General features: G+C 57.6%; 23 protein-coding genes. 10 read left to right on the top strand and 13 right to left on the bottom strand.

What is annotated here, in order from left to right; translation table 11 throughout:
- Window positions 1-3: 3 nt before the first annotated feature.
- The 7 genes from srlE to GRH90_RS03690 all read left to right on the top strand — a co-directional run bounded on the left by srlE (window position 4) and on the right by GRH90_RS03690 (window position 5,221).
- On the top strand, window positions 4-1,029 hold the full coding sequence (gene srlE, locus GRH90_RS03720; protein WP_162364543.1) for a PTS glucitol/sorbitol transporter subunit IIB: 1,026 nt from the start codon (window positions 4-6) through the stop codon (window positions 1,027-1,029).
- 23 nt (window positions 1,030-1,052) lie between these two features.
- The gene (gene srlB, locus GRH90_RS03715) at window positions 1,053-1,415 is read left to right on the top strand and encodes a PTS glucitol/sorbitol transporter subunit IIA (protein ID WP_162364542.1); all 363 of its coding nucleotides are present in this window, start codon (window positions 1,053-1,055) and stop codon (window positions 1,413-1,415) included.
- A gap of 24 nt (window positions 1,416-1,439) precedes the next feature.
- On the top strand, window positions 1,440-2,219 hold the full coding sequence (gene srlD / locus GRH90_RS03710; protein ID WP_162364541.1) for a sorbitol-6-phosphate dehydrogenase: 780 nt from the start codon (window positions 1,440-1,442) through the stop codon (window positions 2,217-2,219).
- A gap of 58 nt (window positions 2,220-2,277) precedes the next feature.
- Window positions 2,278-2,640, top strand: coding sequence for a transcriptional regulator GutM (gutM, locus tag GRH90_RS03705; RefSeq protein ID WP_162364540.1), 363 nt, complete (start codon window positions 2,278-2,280; stop codon window positions 2,638-2,640).
- A 97-nt stretch (window positions 2,641-2,737) separates the two neighbouring features.
- Window positions 2,738-3,511 carry a glucitol operon DNA-binding transcriptional repressor SrlR gene (gene srlR, locus GRH90_RS03700; RefSeq protein WP_162364539.1) on the top strand — a complete coding sequence of 258 codons (774 nt, stop codon included), beginning with the start codon at window positions 2,738-2,740 and terminating at the stop codon, window positions 3,509-3,511.
- A complete protein-coding gene (gutQ, locus tag GRH90_RS03695) occupies window positions 3,504-4,469 on the top strand; it encodes an arabinose-5-phosphate isomerase GutQ (RefSeq protein ID WP_376766060.1) in 966 nt (321 codons plus the stop codon). Before srlR ends, gutQ begins: the two co-directional genes overlap by 8 nt.
- Window positions 4,470-4,798: 329 nt before the next feature.
- Window positions 4,799-5,221 carry a DoxX family protein gene (locus GRH90_RS03690; protein ID WP_162364537.1) on the top strand — a complete coding sequence of 141 codons (423 nt, stop codon included), beginning with the start codon at window positions 4,799-4,801 and terminating at the stop codon, window positions 5,219-5,221.
- A 45-nt stretch (window positions 5,222-5,266) separates the two neighbouring features.
- Here GRH90_RS03690 and GRH90_RS03685 read toward each other — a convergent pair whose 3' ends face one another.
- The 8 genes from GRH90_RS03685 to GRH90_RS03650 all read right to left on the bottom strand — a co-directional run bounded on the left by GRH90_RS03685 (window position 5,267) and on the right by GRH90_RS03650 (window position 13,968).
- Window positions 5,267-6,556: an arsenic transporter gene (locus GRH90_RS03685; RefSeq protein WP_162364536.1), complete on the bottom strand. Its 1,290-nt coding sequence runs from the start codon at window positions 6,554-6,556 to the stop codon at window positions 5,267-5,269.
- Between the two features lie 163 nt (window positions 6,557-6,719).
- Complete coding sequence (locus GRH90_RS03680; protein ID WP_162364535.1) at window positions 6,720-7,946, bottom strand: MFS transporter; 1,227 nt, start codon at window positions 7,944-7,946, stop codon at window positions 6,720-6,722.
- A gap of 70 nt (window positions 7,947-8,016) precedes the next feature.
- Window positions 8,017-8,997, bottom strand: coding sequence for an ABC transporter ATP-binding protein (locus tag GRH90_RS03675; RefSeq protein WP_162364534.1), 981 nt, complete (start codon window positions 8,995-8,997; stop codon window positions 8,017-8,019).
- Window positions 8,997-10,022, bottom strand: coding sequence for an ABC transporter ATP-binding protein (locus GRH90_RS03670; RefSeq protein ID WP_162364533.1), 1,026 nt, complete (start codon window positions 10,020-10,022; stop codon window positions 8,997-8,999). The genes GRH90_RS03675 and GRH90_RS03670 overlap by 1 nt, the downstream gene beginning before the upstream one ends.
- A gap of 3 nt (window positions 10,023-10,025) precedes the next feature.
- Complete coding sequence (locus GRH90_RS03665; RefSeq protein WP_162364532.1) at window positions 10,026-10,880, bottom strand: ABC transporter permease; 855 nt, start codon at window positions 10,878-10,880, stop codon at window positions 10,026-10,028.
- A gap of 59 nt (window positions 10,881-10,939) precedes the next feature.
- Complete coding sequence (locus tag GRH90_RS03660) at window positions 10,940-11,887, bottom strand: ABC transporter permease (protein ID WP_162364531.1); 948 nt, start codon at window positions 11,885-11,887, stop codon at window positions 10,940-10,942.
- 35 nt (window positions 11,888-11,922) lie between these two features.
- The gene (locus tag GRH90_RS03655) at window positions 11,923-13,497 is read right to left on the bottom strand and encodes an ABC transporter substrate-binding protein (RefSeq protein WP_246235853.1); all 1,575 of its coding nucleotides are present in this window, start codon (window positions 13,495-13,497) and stop codon (window positions 11,923-11,925) included.
- Between the two features lie 180 nt (window positions 13,498-13,677).
- Complete coding sequence (locus GRH90_RS03650; RefSeq protein ID WP_376766056.1) at window positions 13,678-13,968, bottom strand: zinc-binding metallopeptidase family protein; 291 nt, start codon at window positions 13,966-13,968, stop codon at window positions 13,678-13,680.
- A gap of 487 nt (window positions 13,969-14,455) precedes the next feature.
- Here GRH90_RS03650 and GRH90_RS03645 point away from each other — a divergent pair, with 487 nt between their 5' ends.
- The 3 genes from GRH90_RS03645 to GRH90_RS03635 are packed head-to-tail and all read left to right on the top strand — an operon-like array spanning window position 14,456 to window position 17,024.
- A complete protein-coding gene (locus GRH90_RS03645; protein WP_162364530.1) occupies window positions 14,456-15,466 on the top strand; it encodes a taurine ABC transporter substrate-binding protein in 1,011 nt (336 codons plus the stop codon).
- An 8-nt stretch (window positions 15,467-15,474) separates the two neighbouring features.
- Window positions 15,475-16,248: an ABC transporter permease gene (locus tag GRH90_RS03640; RefSeq protein ID WP_162364529.1), complete on the top strand. Its 774-nt coding sequence runs from the start codon at window positions 15,475-15,477 to the stop codon at window positions 16,246-16,248.
- Window positions 16,245-17,024 (top strand): ABC transporter ATP-binding protein, encoded by a 780-nt coding sequence (locus GRH90_RS03635; RefSeq protein WP_162364688.1) that lies wholly within the window; start codon window positions 16,245-16,247, stop codon window positions 17,022-17,024. Before GRH90_RS03640 ends, GRH90_RS03635 begins: the two co-directional genes overlap by 4 nt.
- Before the next feature lie 57 nt (window positions 17,025-17,081).
- Here GRH90_RS03635 and GRH90_RS03630 read toward each other — a convergent pair whose 3' ends face one another.
- From GRH90_RS03630 to opgB, 5 genes are all read right to left on the bottom strand, one after another.
- The gene (locus GRH90_RS03630) at window positions 17,082-17,771 is read right to left on the bottom strand and encodes an amino acid ABC transporter permease (RefSeq protein WP_162364528.1); all 690 of its coding nucleotides are present in this window, start codon (window positions 17,769-17,771) and stop codon (window positions 17,082-17,084) included.
- The gene (locus GRH90_RS03625) at window positions 17,761-18,567 is read right to left on the bottom strand and encodes an amino acid ABC transporter permease (RefSeq protein ID WP_162364527.1); all 807 of its coding nucleotides are present in this window, start codon (window positions 18,565-18,567) and stop codon (window positions 17,761-17,763) included. Before GRH90_RS03625 ends, GRH90_RS03630 begins: the two co-directional genes overlap by 11 nt.
- On the bottom strand, window positions 18,567-19,376 hold the full coding sequence (locus GRH90_RS03620; protein WP_162364687.1) for an amino acid ABC transporter ATP-binding protein: 810 nt from the start codon (window positions 19,374-19,376) through the stop codon (window positions 18,567-18,569). Before GRH90_RS03620 ends, GRH90_RS03625 begins: the two co-directional genes overlap by 1 nt.
- Before the next feature lie 34 nt (window positions 19,377-19,410).
- Complete coding sequence (locus GRH90_RS03615; RefSeq protein WP_162364526.1) at window positions 19,411-20,241, bottom strand: ABC transporter substrate-binding protein; 831 nt, start codon at window positions 20,239-20,241, stop codon at window positions 19,411-19,413.
- Window positions 20,242-20,680: 439 nt separating this feature from the next.
- Entirely contained in the window at window positions 20,681-22,558 is a 1,878-nt protein-coding gene (opgB, locus tag GRH90_RS03610) for a phosphatidylglycerol--membrane-oligosaccharide glycerophosphotransferase (RefSeq protein ID WP_162364525.1), read from the bottom strand.
- Window positions 22,559-22,588 lie beyond the last annotated feature (30 nt).

Here is a 22,588-nt window from a genome sequence, read left to right as displayed (position 1 = left end):
GCGATGAACACGTTTATTCGTATTGAAAAAGGCGAAAGCGGTTGGGGCGGTCCCCTACTGATCGAGGCCGTGCCGGGCAAAAAAGTGGTGTATATCACGGCGGGCACGCGTCCGGCGATTGTCGATCGCCTGAGCCGGCTCACCGGCTGGCCGGCGGTGGATGGTTTCAGGGAAGGCGAGCCGCCGGCGGACGAGATTGGCGTGGTGGTGATTGATTGCGGCGGCACGCTGCGCTGCGGCATCTACCCCAAGCGCCGCATTCCCACCGTCAATATCCATGCCACCGGCCGCTCCGGACCATTGGCGCAATTTATCCTGGAGGACATTTACGTCTCCGGCGTGCGTGAACAGAATATTCAACGGGTGGCGGATGACGAATCCGACCTTGACGCCGCGCCATCGCCGCAGCCGGGCGCCCATCAGCCCACCCGGGACGAAAGCCCGCCGGCCAAGGCCCCGGGCCGCGATTACGACACCAGTAAAAAAATTACCGAACAAAGCGACGGACTGCTGGCGAAAGTCGGCATGGGCATGGGATCGGTGGTGGCGGTGTTCTTCCAGGCCGGACGTGAAACCATCGATACCGTGCTGAAAACCATCCTGCCTTTTATGGCCTTCGTGTCGGCGCTTATCGGCATCATCATCGCCTCGGGCCTGGGTGACTTTATCGCCCACGGCCTGACGCCGCTGGCCAATAGTCCCATTGGCCTGGTGACGCTGGCGCTGATCTGCTCCTTTCCGCTGCTGTCGCCGTTTCTCGGCCCCGGCGCGGTAATAGCGCAGGTTATCGGTGTTCTGGTCGGCGTGCAGATTGGCCAGGGCCATATTCCTCCCCATCTGGCGCTGCCGGCGCTGTTTGCCATTAATGCCCAGGCGGCCGCCGATTTTATCCCGGTCGGGTTGTCATTGGCCGAAGCCAAGCAGGATACGGTCCGGGTTGGCGTGCCTTCGGTGCTGGTCGGCCGTTTTTTGACCGGCGCGCCCACCGTCTTGCTGGCCTGGGCGGTGTCCGGGTTTATTTACCATTAATATCAACGGATTTTGGAGTATGTATGCAGACGATTTACCAGACCACCTTTACGCGTGTCGGTGATTATGCGCGCGAATCGCTGGCCGACAATATGCTCATTACCTTTCGGGAAGGCGCGCCGGAAGATATCGAGGCCTACTGTTTTATTCACCGTCCCGGCGATATGCAAGGAGAGTTGGAAGCCGGCGCCACCTTGACCCTGGCCAACGAGGTGTTCCCCATTACGGCGGTGGGTGAGGTGGCGGATAACAACCTGCGCGAGCTGGGCCATATCACCATAAGGTTTGATGGCGCGGCGCAGGCCGAATATCCCGGCACCATCCATGTCGCCGGTGCGACCCCGGTTGATGTTCCGGTTGGCAGCGCGTTAACCATTCAGGCTTAATTTATTATCATGTAGGAGCAGTATATGAAGCAGGTTGCGGTAGTCATTGGTGGTGGCCAAACCCTTGGGGCCTTTTTATGCGCGGGCGTGGCAGAGGCCGGTTATAGAGTAGCGGTGGCCGATTTAAATGCGCAGCATGCCTGGCAGGTCGCGTCCGATATCAACGCACGTCTGGGTGAGGATACGGCATTTGGTTTTGGCGTCGACGCGACGAATGAAGAGAGCGTGATACGCTTGTCCAAGGCGGTGGACGGGCAGTTCGGTCAGGTGAACCTGCTGGTCTACAGCGCGGGCCTTGCCAAGGCGGCGCCCATTACCCAGTTTAACCTGGTGGATTTCGATCTGTCGTTACAGGTTAATCTGGTGGGGTATTTCCTGTGCGCGCGCGAGTTTACCAAATTGATGATCCGTGACGGCGTCGCCGGGCGGATTATCCAGATAAACTCCAAATCAGGTAAAGTGGGCAGTAAGCATAACTCGGGTTATAGCGCCGCCAAGTTCGGCGGCGTGGGGCTGACCCAATCACTGGCGCTGGATCTGGCGGAGTACGGCATCACCGTCCATTCGCTGATGCTGGGCAATTTGCTTAAATCGCCCATGTTCCAGTCGCTGTTGCCGCAGTATGCGCAAAAGCTCGGGCTGCGCGCGGATCAGGTCGAACAATATTATATCGACAAGGTCCCGTTGAAACGCGGCTGCGAATATCAGGATGTGCTGAATATGCTGCTGTTTTATGCCAGTGACAAAGCGTCCTACTGTACCGGTCAATCGATCAATATTACCGGCGGGCAGGTGATGTTCTGACCGGCGCGGCCCCGCCGGAAGCCTCCGGCGGGCAATTTCCCCCCAAGGAGAACGACGGATGGGCGCAACCTCGCTGCTGGTGTTGATTGCGGTACTGGCCTGGATGGGCCAGATTATCCTGGGCGGATGGCAAATCCGCAGCTTTAACCGCGCCTTTGACGCCCTGTGCCGCCAGGGCGCGGTGGGCGTGGGCCGCTCCGCGGGCCGTTTTAAGGCCAGGGTGGTGCTGGCGCTGGCCTTTGACGGCGAGCACCGGGTATGCGACGGCTTTATCCTGCGCGGCATCACGGTATTTGCGCGCCCGCGGCGGTTGACGGCGCTTATCGGCCTGTCAAAAGAGCAGCTTATCCCTTATGCGCTGTTCCCAAAAGATCCGGCATTGCAAACCGCGCTGTCGTTGGCGATTAAACCGAAATTGTGATATTTTCATTTTAAAAGGTAACACCTTTTATTTGGAATGATGTTCAGGGTATAATATCCCCCGGAACGTTATTTTACCTGTCGGTTCGGAAATCGTTATGAAACCAAAGCAACGCCACGCAGCAATTCTGGAACACTTGCAAACGTACGGTAAAACGGCGGTGGAGGAACTTGCCAGCCGTTTTGCCACCACTGGTACCACCATTCGCAAGGACTTGACCTTATTGGAAGAGGAAGGGGCGGTTATCCGTACCTATGGCGGGGTAGTCCTGAGCCGGGAAGAGGGCGATCAGCCCATCGACCGGAAAACCCATATCAACACCGCCAAGAAAAAACAGATTGCCCGCCGGGCGGCCGGCCTGATCAATGACGGCGATTCCCTGATCTTCGACGCCGGCAGCACCGTGCTGCAAATGGTGCCGTACCTCGCGCAGTTCAACAATATTACCGTGATGACCAACAGCCTGACGATTGTCAATGAACTGGTGGAATTGGATAACGATCAAACCATTCTGATGCCCGGGGGCACCTATCGTAAAAACTCCGCATCGTTTCACGGTAGCCTGGCCGAGGCGGCGTTTTCCCATTTTAGTTTCGATAAGCTGTTTATCGGCGCCGACGGGGTGGATTTGAACGCCGGGGTCACCACCTTCAACGAAGTCCATACGGTTAGCCAGGCCATGTGCCGGGCGGCGCAGCAGCTGATCCTGCTGGTGGATTCATCGAAATTCGGCCGTAAAAGCCCGAATGTCGTCTGTGAGCTGAGTGCCGTGCATCTGCTGATCACCGACCGCGATATCAACCCCGTTTACCTTGCCGCGCTGCGGGAAATGGGCATCGAGGTGATGTTGGTGGGAGAAGATGATGAATGACATATTATTGGAATATGCGCGGGAAACCCTGGATATCGAAATAACCGAAGCGCGGCGCATGCGCGATCGCCTGGACGGCAGCGTGTCGCGCGCCTGCAGGCTGCTGCTGGACTGCCGGGGCAAAGTGGTGATTTCCGGTATGGGCAAGTCGGGGCATATCGGCAAAAAAATTGCCGCGTCGCTGGCCAGCACCGGCACGCCGGCCTTTTTTGTCCATCCCGCCGAGGCGCTGCATGGGGATCTGGGCATGATAGGCCGGCAGGATGTGGTGGTGTTTATCTCCTACTCCGGCCGCGCCCAAGAGCTGCGCCTGATTTTGCCCCTGCTGGCGGAAAGCGACATACCGGTGATTGCCGTTACCGGCAACGCCGATTCGCCGCTGGCCCGGGCCGCCGCCTGTGTGCTGGACGTCGGGGTGGCGCGGGAGGCCTGTCCGATGGGGCTGGCGCCGACCTCGAGCGCGGTGAACACCCTGATGATCGGTGACGCGCTGGCCATGGCGCTGATGCGTTACCGCGGATTTGACGCCGAGCAGTTTGCCCGCTCGCATCCCGGCGGCAGTCTGGGCGCCAGGCTGTTGAACCGGGTGCATCATGTGATGCGTCGCGGCGGGCAATTGCCGAAGATCGACCGGCAGGATAGCGTGATGGCCGCGATGCTGGAACTGAGCCGTACCGGCCTGGGGCTGGTAGCGGTCTGTGATGCTGAAAACCGGGTGGCGGGCGTGTTTACCGACGGCGATCTGCGCCGCTGGCTGGTAAAAGGGCGTAGGCTGGATGAACCCATCGCGCCGGCCATGACCCGGCCGGGCTACCTGTTGCCCGAGGAATGGCGCGCCGGGGCCGCGCTGGAGGCGTTGCATCAGCAACATATCACCGCCGCGCCGGTGGTGGATGTTAAGGGGAGGCTGGTCGGCGCGCTTAATCTGCACGATCTGCATCAGGCCGGGATAGGCTGACCGGACGTCATTGCCGGCAGCGGGTTTTACCGCCGGTTATATTTTCATGTAAGGCGCACGCATAAACCGGTAATTCGGCATTCTTTTTATTATTTGGTTGCAGAAACATTGAACGGCTATAATCAACCGCGGTATTATCACCCGCGGACGCGGGGTAAATTATATTTTTATATTGCCGGGAAAATAGGATATTTATACCGGTCAGGTAAATGTATTTATTATCAGCATACTTTTTTGATTAACTTTATCAGTTTATTTGATTAGATACCTGAGTGAATGTCGGGTAACGTAGCCCTACATTGTGACGAATATCATAGAAGATAACCCTTATGTTTACTGCTATTAATAATGGATTTGCACGTTTCGTTGATGGCCCCAATGCGGGTAAGCTGTTGCTACGCCTGACTTTCGGCATATTGATGTTGTTTCACGGTTATGCCAAAACCCAGCACGGCGTCGGCTGGATTGCAGATTTATTGCAGAGCCACGGCCTGCCCGGTTTTATTGCCTATGGCGCATTTATCGGCGAAATCATCGCCCCTATTATGATTATTGTCGGATTTATGACCCGCCTAGCGGGATTTATTTTTGCGTTTAATCTGCTGGTGGCTACATTATTGGTCGGCATGGGACATTTTTATAAACTGACGGAAGTTGGCGCCTGGGCGCTGGAAACGGAAGCACTCTATTTTTTCGGCGGCCTGATTATCATGCTGGTGGGACCGGGTAAATACGCGGTAATGAAAAACTGATATCGGCGGCGCGGTCCGGTTGCCATGGCCTGGCCGCGCCTCAGGTCAATGATGGCACGATAATCTCAGCGCCAGCGCCACCAGCGTGACCAACAGTACCGGCAAGGTCATCACCACCCCGACGCGAAAATAATATCCCCAGGAAATGTTCAGGTTCTTTTTGGCCAGGACATGCAGCCAAAGCAGTGTTGCCAGGCTGCCGATGGGCGTGATTTTGGGGCCGAGATCGCAGCCGATGACATTGGCGTAGATCATCGCCTGTTTAATGACCCCGGTTGCCGTGCTGCCTTCGATGGACAACGCCCCGACCAGCACGCTGGGCAGGTTATTCATGACGGAGGATAACAGCGCCGTCACGAATCCCGTGCCAAGGGTGGCCGCCCACAGGCCATGGGCGGCGAACCGGCTTAACAGCGCGGACAGCGAGTGGGTCAGCCCGGCGTTGCGCAGCCCATACACCACCAGGTACATTCCCAGCGAAAAAATAACGATTTGCCAGGGCGCGCCGCGCAATACCCTGCCGGTGTCGATGGCATGGCCCTTTTTCGCCACGGCAAACAGTATCAGCGCCCCTACGGCGGAAATCAGGCTGACCGGGACACCCAAGGGTTCAAGGCCGAAAAATCCCCCCAACAGCAGCAGTAAAACCACCCAACCGGCACGGAAGGTGGCCTTATCGCGAATGGCGTCCTTTGGCGCCGGCAGGCGCGTTAGATCATACTTTACCGGTATCTCGCGGCGGAAAAACAAGTGCAGCGTGATAAGGGTAGCGGCAACCGCGGCGAAATTTACCGGCACCATGACCGAGGCATAGGCATTGAACCCCAAGGTAAAATAATCCGCCGAAACGATATTCACCAGGTTCGACACCACCAGCGGCAGGCTGGCGGTGTCGGCGATAAAGCCCGCCGCCATGACAAACGCCAGGGTGGAGCTGCGCTTGAAACCCAGCGCCAGCAGCATGGACATGACGATAGGGGTGAGGATCAGCGCCGCGCCGTCATTGGCAAACAGGGCGGACACCGCGGCGCCCAGCAGGATGGTGTAGCTAAACAGCAGCCTGCCCCGTCCGTTTCCCCAGCGGCCGACGTGTAACGCCGCCCAGGTAAAGAAGCCGGATTCATCCAGCAGCAGGCTGATGATAATGATGGCGATAAAGGTGGCGGTGGCGTTCCAGACAATCTGCCACACCACCGCGATATCCGCCACGTGCACCACCCCGCTCAGCAGGGCAAGCACGGCGCCGAGCATGGCGCTCCAGCCGATGCCCAGTCCCTTGGGTTGCCAAATAACCAATACGATGGTGAGGATGAATATTGCTACGGCTGCTGCCATGACGCCCCTCTTTACGGACAGCGGGCGATTATCGTTGAGAAGCTGTCCGGCAGGTTATTAGTTGGCTAAATATAGCCATAAGTTATAAAAATGGGTATTCATTACCGCCTAAACCTGCGATGGCGCATCGGCAACCTCCCTGCGCGGCCGCCGGGCCGCCGGTTTATTTGGCGATGATCCTTAACGGCAGCAGCAGCGGTATCACGCCGATAAGCATCAGCGCCACAATGCTTAACGCGGGGACAATACCGATATGATCGCCAAGCGCGCCGTAAGCGATGGGCATTATCGCCCCGCAGCCAAGTGAAATGGTGTAGAAAATAGAGAACGCACGGGTCTGCTGGCCGGGTTTGGCGAGCTCCGCCACGGTGCCGTACAATATGGACGACGTGCCGTTCAGCGCAATGCCCAACGGAATAAATAACAGATAACTGACCGATAAGGGAGTAAATAACAACGCGATGATCAATCCGGCGGTTAGCGCTTCGCTGACGGCCACGGTGCGTAATATTCCCAGCCATGGCGCCAGCGCGCCGCAGGCTAATTTACCGCAGGCGCCGCCGATAAAAATGGCGGTTAACGCGAAGCCGACTTCAGCGTGCGTCGCCCCTTTGGCCGCCAGTAAAAAGGGCAGGAAGGTCAGGGTGCCCGCGCGCGTGGCGTTATCCAGGCTGCCGATCATACATAAACAAGCAAAGGCGAACTTACGCCGTGCCTCCGGCAGTAGGGCGTTTTCCGGGGCGGCGCCGGCGGGCGGGGCGGCGCGCGGCGCGGCGGATAGCGGCCCGGTGACTTTTCTGGGCAGTAAAAAACGCAGGCCGGCCGCCGTCACGCAACCCAGCGCCGCGATAACCTGTACCGATGTGCCCCAGGAGACGATCAATAACAAGCCTGAGATGGCGCTGGGAATCAGGCTTTTGCCGACATCGCCAAAAAAATTATAGGTACTTAGGGCCAGCCGGGTTTGCCGGGCGGCGAAACGGTGTGAAATATAGCTCGAGGCCAATGGGTGCTGCACGCTGGCCCCCATGCCGCCGAGAATAATCAGCGCCATAAGCTGAATGATGCCGCTGGAGAAAGCATATAAAAATAACGCCGAGGATAATAACAGCGTGCCGGCTATCAGCAGTTTGCGCTCGCCGAACTTTTTGCCCAATTCGCCCGCCGGGATTTGCCATACGGCCAGGGATCCCGAAAAAAGCGTCTTCAGCAACCCGATCTGCATCATCGACAGGCCGAACTGCTGCTGCCATATGGCAAACAGCAGGTAGTGCATGTCGGTGGCGCCGTCATGATATAAATGCGCCAGGCTGGTGGCGCTCAACACCCTTCGGCCGGCGCGGGCATCCGTTAACGTTTGCGCGGTGGCGTTATCTTTCGCTATCGTCATAAAAATCCTGATGGGGCATGGCCGGATACCCGCATGCGCGGCGTCGTTTGGCCTAACCGGCCCGGGCCGGTCAGCTGAATAAATGACAGGCAACATGATGCCTGTCGCCGAGGATGCGTTCAACCGGAACCTGCTCAAAACAATGCGCCGCCGCATGCGGGCATTTGCCGCTGAAGACACAGCCCCGGCCGGACGTGCGATCCGCGCCGGCGTTGGCTGCCGGCGGGCGGGCCGGGGCAATCCTCAAACCCGGATGGGACGGCGGAATCGAGGCCAGTAAATACTGGGTATAGGGATGCCGGGCGGCGGCAAACAACGTATCCGTCGGTGCTTCCTCAACCAGGCGTCCCCGATACATCACGCCGATACGATCGGCGATATGGCGCACTACGCCGAGATCGTGCGCGATAAACAGATAAGCAAAGTTGTTTTCCCGCTGCAGCTGCAGCAGCAGGTTAAGGATCTGTGATTGAATGGAGACATCCAGCGCCGAGACCGGTTCGTCGCAGACAATAAGCCGGGGATTAAGGATCAGCGCCTTGGCGATGCCTATCCGCTGTCGCTGTCCGCCGGAAAATTCATGGGGATAGCGTTTGGCGTCCGCCGGGCTGAAGCCGACCCTGGTGAGCAGCCGCCCGACCCGGTCCTGGCGTTCTGCCCGGTCGCCGATGCCATGGATCAGCAACGGCTCCGCCACGCTGTAACCGATGGTGCGCTTTGGATCCAGGGATGACAGCGGGTCCTGGAATATCATCTGGATATCTTTGCGCAGTTCGCGCAGCGCCGCCGCCGACAGGCTGAAAATATCCCTGCCGGCAAAATCGGCGCGCCCCGAGGTGGCGTCGATAAGCCGCAGCAAGGTCCTGCCGGTGGTGCTTTTGCCGCTGCCCGATTCGCCCACCAGGGCGTAGGTTTCCCCCGCGTTGATATGAAAGCTGACGTCATCCACCGCATTGACCCTACGGCGGCGGAATCCCTCCCGGACCTTAAAGGTTTTGGTAAGATGCCGGACGCTCAGCAGGGGAGGCGAACCAGGGTGGTTTTGGTCCATTACGCGGTCCCCCGGTCGAGTTCCCCGGCTTTCCAGCAGCGCACGGCATGGCGGGGGGAGTCCGGGCCGCCGGTCGCGCCCCCGTCCGATACCATGTCAAGCGGCGGATGCCGGCGGCAAATTGCCCCGGCAAACGGGCAGCGGGGCGCAAAACCGCAGCCGGCCGGGCTTTCGCTCGGCGGCGGCACGCTGCCCTTGATTTCCGTCAGTATCGACTTACGCGCGGCGCGCGTACCCGGGATCGCCGCCATCAAACCACGGGTATAAGGATGACGTGGCCGGTCAAACAAGGTCATGACATCGGCTTCCTCCACGACTTCCCCTAAATACATAACGATAACCCGCTGGCACATTTGTGCGACCACCGAGAGATCGTGGGTAATGAGGATGATGCCCATGCCGTTGGCCGCTTTCAGGGATTCCAGTAGCGCCAGGATCTGCGCCTGTATCGTCACATCCAGGGCGGTGGTCGGCTCATCGGCAATCAGCAGCGCCGGATGACAGGCAATGGCCATGGCGATCATTACCCGCTGGCGCATGCCGCCTGAAATTTCATGCGGATAGGCGGTGGAGCAGCGCAGCGGATCGTTAATGCCCACCTGGGACAGCAGCTCGATAATCCGCGCCTTCCGCCGCCCTTGGGGCAGGCCGGCGTGAAGCCGCAGGCTTTCGTCGATCTGGCGGCCGATGGTCATCAGCGGGTTTAAACTGGAAAGCGGATCCTGGAAAATCATCGACAGCGTGTTGCCCTGTATGGCGCGCCGCGCGCGCGCGGACAACCCGAGCAAATCCCGGCCGTTGAACCGCACGCCGCCCCGCACGGCGGCGATCCCGGGATCCAGCAATCCCATGATGGATTCGGCGGTGACGCTTTTGCCGCAGCCGGATTCGCCGATGATTCCCAGGGTTTCATGTTGTTGCACCTCGAAGGAAACCCCGCGCACCGGCCTGACAACGCCATTTTCGGTGGCTATCATTACCGACAGGTCATTAACCGTCAACAGCGGGCCGGTGCTGGAGATCATGGTCTACGGCCTGGCTCTTAACAAACCCAGCACGCGCCGGGACAGGGGGCGAACGTTGGGGTCAAGGAGATCCCTGAGCCCATCGCCGATGATATTGAGCGCAAAGATCAGGATAATAATCGATATGCCGGGAAAAAAGGTCATCCACCAGGAGGTGAAGATGACCTTTTTGCCTTCCAGTAACAAATTGCCCAGGCTCGGCATGGGCGCCGGAACGCCGGAGCCGAGAAAACTCAACGCCGCCTCGGTTAGGATGGCTACGGAGAAGATAAAGGTGATCTGCACGATAAAAGGCGATATCACATTCGGCATGATATGGCACCAGATAATGCGGCCATCGGTTGCTCCCTGCGACCGCAGGCCCTCGATGTAATTTTTCTCCTTTATCACCAGCGCCGCCGAGCGCACCACCCGCGCAACCGAGGGGATATAGACCAGCGCCAGCGCCAGCACCACATTCAGGGTGTTCGGTCCCAGGATGCCGACGATGGCGATGGCCAACAGCAGCGAAGGGAAGGCGAACAAACCGTCACAGATGCGCATGGCAATAAGGTCCACCTGCCGGTACCAGGCCGACAGCAGGCCGGTTATCATGCCGAACACGCCGGCGGCCACGGCGACCGAAAGCCCCACCAACAGGGAGATGCGAATCGCGTAGGCCACCCGCGCAAACAGATCGCGGCCGAAGTTATCGGTGCCGAACCAGTGTTGCAGGGTCGGGCTTTTTAAGCGGCTGAGCGGATCGAGGGCATAAAGATCGTACGGGCTGAAATACCCGCCGGCCAGGGACAGTATCACCATGAAAAGCAGTATGGCGCCGCCGGATAGCATCATTTTATTGTGGTATAACAATGGCATCTGCGTTTTCCTTGTGTTTGAATTAACGTCGCGCATTGGCATTTACCCCTTGGAAAACTTCATGCCTTAACGTTGATACGCGGATCGATAAACCCGAACGACAGGTCGACTACCAGGTTAATCAGCACATAGCTGGTGGTAATCAATAATACCGACCCTTGGATAACGGTAAAATCCCGCCGCTCAATAGAGTCGATAATCAATGACCCGACGCCTGGAATGCCGAACACGCTTTCAATCACGATGGCGCCGGTCACCAGGGATCCGAAGGATTCGCCGCAGATATTAAGCACCGGGATCCAGGCATTTTTAAACGCATGGCGCAGCAGTACCGCCCGCTCGGAAACGCCTTTGGCCCGGGCGGTCTTGATATAGTTCTCATTAAGCACGTCCAGCATCACCGCGCGGGTCATCCGCGCCAGCAGGGCGGCGATGCGGATGGCCAGCGCCAGCGCCGGCAGGCACAGGTAATACAGGTTTTGCCACAGGCTCAGGTGGTCGGATTTATAGCCGATCACCGGAAACCAGCGCAGGTGGACGGCAAAAAAGAAGATCAGGAACAGGCCGAGCAAAAAGCCCGGAATCGAGAGGCCGAAGGTCGACAATCCCATAATCAGGCGATCGGTAAAGCGTCCGCGCCGGTAAGCCGCCGCGATGCCGCCCAGGATACCGAGCAGCATGGCCATGCTTTGCGCCAGCAACGCCAGCGACAGCGTGGGTTTCAGATGTTGCGTGAACAAAGAGGCCACGCTTTCCTGCATAAACAGGGAACGGCCCAGATCGCCTTGCAGGATCCGGGAAAACCATAACCAGAACTGTTCAATTAACGGCCGGTTAAGGCCGAGCCGATCGCGCATCGCCAGTATGTCCTCTGGCCGGGCATCATTGCCGAGAATCACCAGCACCGGGTCACCCGGCGCAAGATGCACCAGGCAGAACACCACGACGGCCACCACCAGCAACACCGGGATCAGCGCCAAAAGGCGGTGCATCGCATACCATAACATCGGTTTATCCTTGCCTGCCGTCGGCGGGGCGATGGTTATTGTTTATCCGTAACCTGGACATTCCATAACACCGGGCCGATTAAATCCGTATAACCTTTCACGCTGTCCTTGACGGCGATAGGCTCAGGCTGGGTATGGCCCAGTACAATCACCGGCAGATATTGCCAGGTCAGGACGTGCAGCTTATCCACCAGGGGTTTGGCCTCCTTGAGCGAGGGCGCCTGTTTAATCTGATCGAGGACGCTGTCGATCCCGGGGCTGTTCGACCAGCCGGGGAAGTTGGCGCGCGAGTCGAGGAACGGGTATTGATGCAGCACCTGGCGCATGGAAAATTCCAGGGCGCACAGATCAAAGTTTTTGGGATCCTGGCGCCGCTGCAATACCGTCGGCCAGTCATATACATCCAGCCGCGACTTTACGCCGATTTGCTTGAGCACCTGTTGGGCGACTATCGCCAGGTTGTAAAGTTCGGCATATTCCTTGGTGGCGATGATCACCACCTCTTGCCCCTGGTATCCGGATTCCTTGACCAGCTTCCTGGCCTCGTCGAGCTTATTGACGTTATAGAAAGGCTTGCCGACCCCGCTATACCAGTCCACCTGCTGTGGAAATCCCAGCGAGGAATCGGCGCGAAAAAAACGGCGATCGCTGTATCCGGCCAGCAGGACGCTATCGACATCCAGCGCGGTATTAAACGCCTGGCGCAGTTTGACGTCGGCAAAGGGCCCGGTCTTTTTATTAAATAAATAGGTGATAAGCGAACCGCCGGTATCAGGGGTAAATAACGTCACGCCGGGGGCCTGTTTCAGGGTATCGATATTGTCCTTGGGCAGGTTGAACACCAGATCGTATTCACCGGTCAGCGCTCCCGCCAGCCGCGTGGATTCATCGGTAACATAACGGAAATAGATATCTTTCACGTAGGCGTTCTTTTTACCCGACAGGCCGCTGGCCGGTTCGCTGCGTGACACATAACCATCATTGCGGGCGAGATGCAGAAACTCGCCCTGCTTAAACTCCGCCAGCCGGTAGGGTCCGGTGCCAATCAGCTCGGTCACCGGACCTTTGGTTTCATTGGCCCGGTCGATAATGCTTTTGGGCATGATGGCGGCGATATTCTTCACATCGGCCAGGATATTAAGCGTAATCAGCGACGGCGTTTTCAGCGTTAATCGCACGGTTAACGGATCGATCTTGGTAAACGCCGCGCCCGGCAGGTTGGCCTTGCCCTGGGTGGACAACGCCAGCCAGCGGTTCATGGACGCGACCACGTCATCCGCGGTCAGCGGCTGGCCGTTCTGGAAAACGATATGGTCGCGCAGGGTAAAGGTATAGACCAGCCGATCGTCGCTGAGCTGGTACCGATCGACCAGCTCGGGCACCGGCTCAAATTTATCGTTAATGACAAACAGCTCTTCGAATATATGGCGGTCGACGTCCGAGGTGGCGTTATTGGTGGTGAGATAGGGATCCAGCGTGCCGGGCCGGTTGCCATAAGCGATATTCAGGGCGCCGCCGCCGGTTGCCGGGGCGGCGTGCAGCGCATTGGCGTACCAGGGCAGGGCCGAGCACATAACAAGCAGGGCCGCATTTAACCGCGTGGTGTTCATCAACATCATCCTTGCCAAGATTATTGTGGTGAGGGTGGCAAACTTGCGCAGCCTTTGAGGCGGGTTTGTCATCAGTGGTAACTATTTTCTTTCTTGTCTCTGAGTCCCGCCGCCGGTCAGCGGCAAGGCTTCCGCCAGCGCGATGGCGGCGGCGATGCTGGTGACGCCGATAATATTGTGTCAACAGGCGTGGCCGATGGCGATCAGGGCGCCATATTCCGCCAGATAGGCAATGCCCGGGCCGGGTTTTCCGCTATCCTTGACGGCATAGAACGCGGTTTCATGGCCGGCCACATTCGAGGTGACGTCAAATCCCGCCTGGGCCAGCAGGCCGGTCAATACGCGGTTGGCATAACATTCATTATTGCCGGTTTCAGGATGCGCGTGTATATCATTGCTGACGGCGATATAGTAATCCCGCCGACGGTCAATGGCGCCGTCTATCCGTTTTATGGCGTTATCAGTGGTCATTTTTAACCTCATGATGAGATAGGTATTCCTGGAGCATGGTCAAAACCATACACCACTTTGCATTTGACCTTAAAATGAGAATAGCGCATAACCATAGCTAATTTCCGCACAGCCCGAACCGCCGCGATACTACCCGCTAATAAATAAATCAGGCGCGGCGACACCCTGGGTTTAGCTGCTTCAATTATTTTGCTATAAAAAAGATATAATAATAAAAAGTATTAATATCAATTAAATAGGAAAGTAATGGTTAAATAATGAACGTTTTCATCAAGACGTCAGGTTATTAGTTGTTTGTTTATTCATCCGTGGCGGCTGAATTTATCTTCATAAAGAATGTTTTTATTCCACGCGGGCGTATATTGCCATTTATTCACTTTAGACATCTATATCTTTGCTAAAAAGACCCGCTGTTTTGCCCTTATACTGTGCGCCTTGATAATACCGTAACGATAAAATTATTCGTTATCATTTCACAGGATACAGTATGCGAAAAATATTGACGGCCGCGCTTGGCGCGGCCAGCTGGTTAATGGCTTTATCCCCGGCCTTTGCTGCGGCGGTGCCGGATGAAGTGCGCATTGCCTACAGCGGCGGTTCCCAGGTGATAATGCTGGCGAAAGCGGACGGCAGCCTGGAAAAGGCGCTGGGCACCAAGGTAAAATGGGTACAGTTCGCCTCGGGCGCCGATGCGCTGAACTATTTCGCCAGCGACGCCATTGATATCGCCAACTTTGGCTCCAGTCCGGCCACCGCCGGTATCGTGCGCAAGCTGCCGGTGGAGATTGTCGGCGTTTCCGGCGTCATTGCCACCTATGAACGCCTGATCGGCAAGCAGGGTATCGATCGGTTGCAGGATATCGAAGGCAAACGGGTCGGCTACCCGCCCAATTCCACGTCCCAGTACGCGCTGGAAGCGGCCATTGCCGTGCATAAACTCGATCGCGGCAAGATTACCCTGATTCCGCTGCGTCCGGCGGAGATGGTGGCCGCATGGAAACGCGGCGATATCGACGCCGGTTATGTCTGGGCGCCCTTTGCCCAGGAGTTGGAGTCTTCCGGCGGCCATCAGGTGTTCGCCACCAAGGATCTGCAAAAAGACGGTTACCTGATTTATAACAACTATGTGGTCCGCAAAGCCTTTGCCCGGCAATATCCGCAGGTGGTGACCGATTTCCTGAAGGTGCATCAGCGCAAGGTGGATGAGTTCCGCCGCGATCCCGAGGCCGCCGCCGCCATCGTCGCCCGCGAAGTGGGCGCGCCCGTGGCCACCGCCACCAACACCCTGGCCGGCCTGGAGTATCCTTCCATCGCCGAGCAGGGCACCGCCGCCTGGCTGGGCGACGGTGCCGATACCGACCGCAGCGGCATCGGCCAGGCGGTGAATAAAACCGCCCATTTCCTGGAAAGCACCGGCGAGGTGCGTAAACGCGATATCCCCGCCACCTGGAACGAGGCGATTAATTCCAGTTACATTCGCCAGGCCGCGGGTAAATAAATACTGATATGAAAGCGGTTAATCATGTCGCCATTAGCGTCGTTTCGGTGACGCTGTTTTTCCTGTTGTGGCAAATCGCCGGCGAACGGCAGTGGGTCGACCCCTTATTGCTGCCGCCGTTATCCGATCTGGCCGAAACCACCGTTGAGCTGCTCCATGACGGCTATCGCCAAGTGCCGCTCTGGCAACATATCGCCATCAGCCTGGCGCGGGCGCTGAGCGCTTTCGCCGTCGCCATCGCCTGCGGCATCCCGCTGGGGCTGCTGATGGGGTTGTCGGAGCCGATCGCCGCCGCGCTCAATCCGTTTGTGCAGTTTTTGCGGCCGCTGCCGAAAATTGCCCTGATCCCGCTGGCGGTGGTGTGGCTGGGCATTGGCGAGTCGTCGAAATTTTTCCTGATTTTTATCGCTACCTTTCTTAGCGTCGTGGTGGGCGCAGCCGCCGCGGTGGAGCGGGTCGGCGGTGCACGGATCCGCGTGGCGCAGAGCCTGGGCGCCTCGCGCCGGCAGATTTTCTGGCGGGTGGTGCTGCCGGAGACCCTGCCAGAGCTGTTTACCAGCGTGCGCCTGTCCATCGGCGTCGGCTGGACGTCGCTGATTGCCGCCGAACTGGTGGCCGCCACGTCGGGCCTGGGGTGGATGGTGATCAACGCCAGCGCCTATCTGCGCACCGATATCGTGATGATTGGCATCCTGCTGCTGGGCGCCATCGGCTATATGCTGGACCTGGCGATCGTGGGCTTGCAGAAATGGCTGGTGCCCTGGGCGGGGAAGGACGCATGACGCCGCATATCGATGTTGAACATATCACCCTGGCCTTTGCCGGTAAACATGCGTCCCTGACGGTGCTGGACGATGTCTCGCTTACGCTTGCCAAAGGCGAATTCGTGGTGCTGCTCGGCCCCTCCGGCTGCGGCAAATCCACCATCCTGAATTTGATTGCCGGCTTCACCCCGGTGCGGCAAGGCCGGATCCTCTGCGCGGGCCGGCCGGTCAAAGCACCGCACCCGAGCCGGGGCATGGTGTTCCAGCAGCCCAACTTATTCCCGTGGCTGTCGGTATTGGATAATGTCACCTTCGGCGCGCGCATGGCGGGCCGGAAAAAAGCCGCGGCCGACGCCGATGCCAACGCCTGGCTTGACCGGGTGGGATTGAACGGGTTTGGCCAGCATGCGCCCTGGCAACTGTCCGGCGGCATGAAACAACGGGTGGCGCTGGCGCGGGCCTGGCTGCCCGACCCCGAGGTGCTGCTGATGGACGAGCCCTTCGGCGCGCTGGATGCGCAAACCCGGATGATGATGCAGGAGCTGCTGCGTGACGCCTGGCGGCAGACCGGCACGACGATTTTGTTTGTCACCCACGACGTGGAGGAGGCGCTGTTCCTCGCCGACCGGATACTGGTGATGTCGGCGCGGCCGGGTAACATTGTCGAAGAGGTGGTCCTGCCTTTCGGCCGGGACCGGGATATCGAGACCCTGGCGCAGGCCCCCGGCTACAGCCATATCAAACAACAGGTGCTGCATCGGGTGCGGGCCGAAGCCCGGCGCCATATGCTGTAACCCCTTGGGATGTCCGAGCGGGACCCGATCATCCGGTCCCGCAGGAAGAGAGGGACGCTATCGTGACAGCGGCTTCGGCGCGCCCAGTTTGGCCGCAAGCAGGGACAGGCCATAACACAGCAGGTAATAAATCAGGCCGATAAAGACAAAAATCTCGGTGGGATATATCTGCTCGCGATTATTGACCTGGCCGGCGACGGTGGTCAGCTCCGGCACGTTGACGATAAACGCCAGCGAGGTGTCCTTCACCAGGGAGACCATCAGCCCGATATAGGACGGCAGCAGGTTCGGCATCGCCTGCGGCAATAAAATCGTGCGCAGGATTTGCCACTCGCCAAGCCCCGAGGCGATGCCCGCCTCCACCTGCCCGGCAGGCAGGGCGTTCAGACCGGACAGCGTGGTGTGCATCACCGCCGCCGAGGTAAACCAGGCCAGGGCCAGGATCACCGTCAGCGGGCCGGGAATCGAACCGCCGAACAGGACAGGCAACAGGAAAAACATCCAGAAGATGACAAAAATCAGCGGGATGCCGCGGATAACCTCGGCCCAGATAAACAGCGCCCGGCGCGTCCAGCCCTGGTAGCGCCAGGCCAGGCACGCCAGCAATACGCCGGCCGCCAGCGCCAGCACGCCGCCGGAAAGCGCCATGATAATCGTCAGCAGCACGCCGCCCGGCTGGCCGTCGGCCAAACGGCCCCACAACAGGTAGGTCAGGTTATTGAGGATCACGTCGATATTAAAGGTCATGGCGCACCCCCTTGCCCCGAACGGCCGGCTGCGTCGCGGCGTCGACGGCCGCCACCAGGCGCTGCCGTCCGCCGCGTCGTTTCGGCCCGGATAACATCAGTAGCGATCCCATCGCCACGCCCAGCAGCAGGTAAAGCGCGGTGCCCACCGCAAAGCCCTCCAGCGCGTGGGCGTTGTAGCTCTCCACATGGCCGACCTGATAGGTTAATTCGGCAAAGCTGATGCCGCTGGCCAGTGAGGAGAGCTTCATCAGGTTCAGGTACTGCCCGACCAGGGGTTGCCAGGCGTTAAGCAATCCCTGCGGCAACAGCACATGGCGTAACATCTGTCCCTGGCTGAACCCCTGTGACAGCGCGGCTTCCTTTTGCCCCGCCGGCACGGAGTTCAAGCCGGCCTGGACCTCTTCGATTAAAAACGCCGCGCAGAACAGCGCCAGTCCCCAGCAGGCGCAAAGAAATTCCGGCGCCAGCCAGGGCACGTTGCCCGGCAGCACCGACCACGGGTGCATATCGCCGATGTAAAACCGCAGGCGCTGCGGCAGGGCGCTCCAGGCGGCAAAGTACCAGAACAACAGCTGCACCAGCAGCGGCGTGTTGCGAAATACCGCAACATAGGCCGCCACCAGGGCGTGGCCTGCGCGTCCAGGCGCCAGGCGCAGGCCCAACATCAGCAGGGCGATAAGGGTAGCCAGCAGGCTGGCGAGCAGGGTGACGTACAGGGTGGCGGCGAGACCGGAGAGGATCCATTGCCACGGCTGGCCGGTCAGCACGCCGGCCCAATCCAGATGCCAGGCCATCAGAGGTCTTCCACCCGCGCATGCAGCGGATTCAGTACCTTTTGCAAAAAGCGCCGCGCGCGCGGATGCACCGGCGCGGTGAAAAAGCTTTCCGGGTCGGCCTGCTCCAGGATGATTCCGCCGTCCATAAACACCACCCGATCGGCGATCTCGCGGGCAAAGCTCATTTCATGGGTGACCACCACCATGGTGATGCCGCTATGCGCCAGTTCCTGCATCACCTGCAGCACTTCGCCGATCATTTCCGGGTCCAGCGCCGAGGTGGGTTCGTCAAACAGGATAAGGCTTGGGTCGGTGGCCAGGGCGCGGGCAATCGCCACCCGCTGCTGCTGGCCGCCGGACAATTGCGCCGGAAAAGAGGACGCCTTGCCGCCCAGGCCCACCCGTTCCAACAGGGTGTGCGCCTTGGCATGCGCCTTGGCCCGCGTCCAGCCGTGCACCTTGACCAGCGCCAGGCTGACATTGTCCAGCGCGCTGAGATGGGCATACAAATTAAACTGCTGGAACACGAACCCGATATGGGTGCGTAACTCGCGCAGCGCCCGGCCTGTCAAGGCCGAGGTTGGCCGGCCGTTGATCAGGATTTCACCGCCGCTTACGCTTTCGAGCTGGTTAATCAGGCGTATCAGGGTGGATTTGCCCGATCCCGAGGGGCCGCAAATCGCCACCACTTCGCCGCGCCCGACGCTGAAATCCACCTGGCTGATCACCTGGTGCGGCCCGAAAAATTTATCTACCTGGCGGAATTCGACGGCGGGGGAAGCATGTGGGGCAGGGGTATCCGCCACCGGGGCGGCGGATGATTGCATATTGTCGTACTTGGATTGCATTAGTTCAGCCCGATCAGTTCGCTTTTATTTTAAACAAACGTGGTTGAGGCGACTTAGTCTGCGGCCCAAACCAAATATTATAAATAGAGGTGGCCTGGCCGTTTTGCTCCAGTTTCAGCAGCTCATTATTAACAAAGGAGAGTAACGCGGTTTCGCCTTTTTTAACGCCGACGCCGATCTCTTCTTTACTCAGCAACTCCGGCAGCACTTTATACTTGGCTTTATCCGGCGCGCCGTCGAGCAGGCCGGCCAGGATGGTGCTGTCCTGGGTGATGGCCTGCACATTGCCGTTGCGCAGCGCGGTCAGCGCCAGCGGGATATCGTCATAGGACAGGACGCGGGCATTCGGGAAACGATGATGCAGTTCCTGCTCGCCGGTGGTGCCTTTCACCGCGCCGATGCGGGCATCGGCATAGCCGTCCAGCTTGTCCGGTGAATTCACCGGCGCCAGGAACTGCTGCCCGGTGACAAAATAGGGGATGGAAAAAGCGATCACCTTGGCCCGCTCCGGCGTGATGGTGATATCGGCAACAATAATGTCGGCTTTGCCCGACTGCAGCAGCGGAATGCGATTCGCGGGATTGGTGGGCACCAGCTCCAGTTTTACGCCCAGGGCGGTTGCCAGCGCCTTGGCGAAATCCACGTCGTAGCCGACGATGGCATGGGTTTTGGCGTCCACGGACCCGAACGGCGGGTTGGAATCAAAGGTGGCGACGCGAATAACGCCGGCCTGTTTAATATCGGCCAATTGATCGGCATGGACGGCAACGGAAGAAAGACTGCCCAGGGCCAGTAAGGTCAATAGCGATAAAACGGCGGGCCGTTTATTGATTAATAAAGCCATTTGCTTTTCCTTGATATAATTATTAAATAATTTAACCACTTCATGGGGTTATCCCAAGAGCATGGTTTTCTGCACAGGAATATTGCATAGGCAAAGATAATTAACCACGTATAAAAAAGCATATGTTTATCACCGCTAAGCATAAGAATAACTTATGACCCGCGGGGCCGCGTCTCATAAGGCTCTTTCCCGTCGGGCGGCGGGAAATGAAGACAAAAAAGGGGCGTTTCAAATAAGAATAATTATTACTTCGGGGAGCACAGGCTTATTAACATCGCCGTCCAGGAAATGGACATTTATAACATCGATAAATAATGTTGTTTAATTAATAACCATGGTTATTCACTTTGGCCGGTTATATTGCCAGGAAATGATGCAGTTTTGCATAAAACGTTAATGTGTAAAGCGGCGCAGCTTACGCGCCCACCCGTCCCCCGTGTTAATTGGTCGGGGGATCGGTTAAATTAAGCCGGCCGACGGTTTGCTGGAACTGGGCTTCGTCCCCGGCGGGTAGTTTTTTAAACGACACCTTGCCGCGATAGACGTCGCTGTCTATTCTAACAATTTGCGGGCGCGTGCTCAGGTTCCCGACGGCAACGCAATAGTTTGACACTTGGCTGAGCGAGGCATCCCACACGTCGGCCATTTTGTTGCAGTCATCAATCCACAAGAATTTATCCTTGGCATTGAGCTTGGCCAACTGCTGTTTTAACGGAGCGGATAAATACACATCAAACATCGGCTCGATATTATTATGGTCAATTTTTAAAATCAGCGGGATCTTGAATTTTACCCCGGAAAACCCGATGGTTTTGTCATTAACATCTATTTTGTATTTTTTTATCCTGGTCGGGAAATCCCATTGCCGGATAACATCCGGTATCCAGGCGGTTATTTTGTCATCGATATTTAAAAAATAGGTCGATAACGAGGTGCCGGATAAGCTGCTCCTGCCTAAGCCGATATAATTATCACCCCCCATCACGTCCAACACGGTAGCGCCGTTATCCAGCGTGCTCCTTTTGACGTTGCTGACCTGCCGTTCATCCCGATCGCCGCGAATGATAAAAAACAGGTCTTTTCTGTCGTGCTGGTTCAAAATATCATAGGCGGTGTTATTCATGGCCAGGTGGTCGGAAGACACCACGATCACCGTATTTTTAAAATAACCGGATTCCCTGATTCTTTTTATCAACCGCGCGATATGCTCCTGGCTACAGGCCACGGCGCTTAGGGAACTGTTCTCCGCGTTGTCATACTGATAAGACCGGTTTACGCACGACTGCGAAATATATCCGTCGGGATGATGGGTATCAACCGTTAGCGCGAATAAGGCGAACCGTTGTTTATTGCGCGACAAATCAATGAATTTATCATAAACCAGGTCCAGCAAGGTATCGTCGTACCAGCCCCATTCGTTGCGGTAGTCCGGGTCCTTGACCAGCCCCTTAAGCTCCTGGAAGCCATAGATATGATCAAAACCATGCGACTTCAGGAACAGGCCCTTGCCCGCAAAGGCCAGGTCGGCCCCCTGATAAAAATAGTTATCATAGCCGGAGGCGCGCAGGATATCGCCAAGACAAATATCGCGGGGATAAAAGGTGGATAATGAACTTGACGCATTGCCATCGAAGGGCGCGAATAGGGGAATGCCGCATTGCGACGCCACCATCCCGGCAATGGTATAACCGGTGCCCGGCAGTTGGGCGGTATTGCTGAAGTCAATCGAATTATCTTTCTGGCTGTTGAGCGCGGTGGTTAAACCGGCAAAATTATCCTGATCAAAGTAGGTTCTTTCAAGACTTTCGGCATAGATGTAAATAAGATTAGGGCTGTTACCTGATAACAGTTTGTTAGGGGTTTTATAATAGACATGAAAGTCCGTATCCCCATTTGCCATCTGGGATTTAACCAGGCCGGCGATTTCCCTGCTGGCCGGGGTGGCAATCACGGCGCCGGCGGCCAGTAACAAGGCCAACAGGCTGTAAGCGTTGCGGCCGCCGCCGGATTTACGTAATAACAACAGCCATGACATCAGGGCGAACACCAGCAGGGACGCCAGCAGGAAGCCGGCAAAAGGCAAAATATATTTACCCAGGCCGGCGCCGGTCAAGCTGCTGGTGACGGTATACAACACCGAATCGTTAATGCCGGCACCGGTAAAATAATTACTGGCTACCCGGATCAGATTAAGCAGAATATAGATGCCCAACAAAAACAGCACCAAAAAAAATACATATTTGTTTTTTTTAGCTTTGGCTGAATAGAGAATAATTGCCGCTAAAAAAAATCCTATCGATAATGTTTCCGTAGGCATTATTCCCCCTCCATCAAACAATAAGGGACA

The sequence above is a fragment of the Acerihabitans arboris genome (assembly GCF_010131535.1).
Taxonomy (GTDB): domain Bacteria; phylum Pseudomonadota; class Gammaproteobacteria; order Enterobacterales; family Enterobacteriaceae; genus Acerihabitans; species Acerihabitans arboris.
The sequence above is the reverse complement of the archived record's forward strand: the minus strand, read 5'-3'. Positions and strand labels throughout refer to the sequence as shown.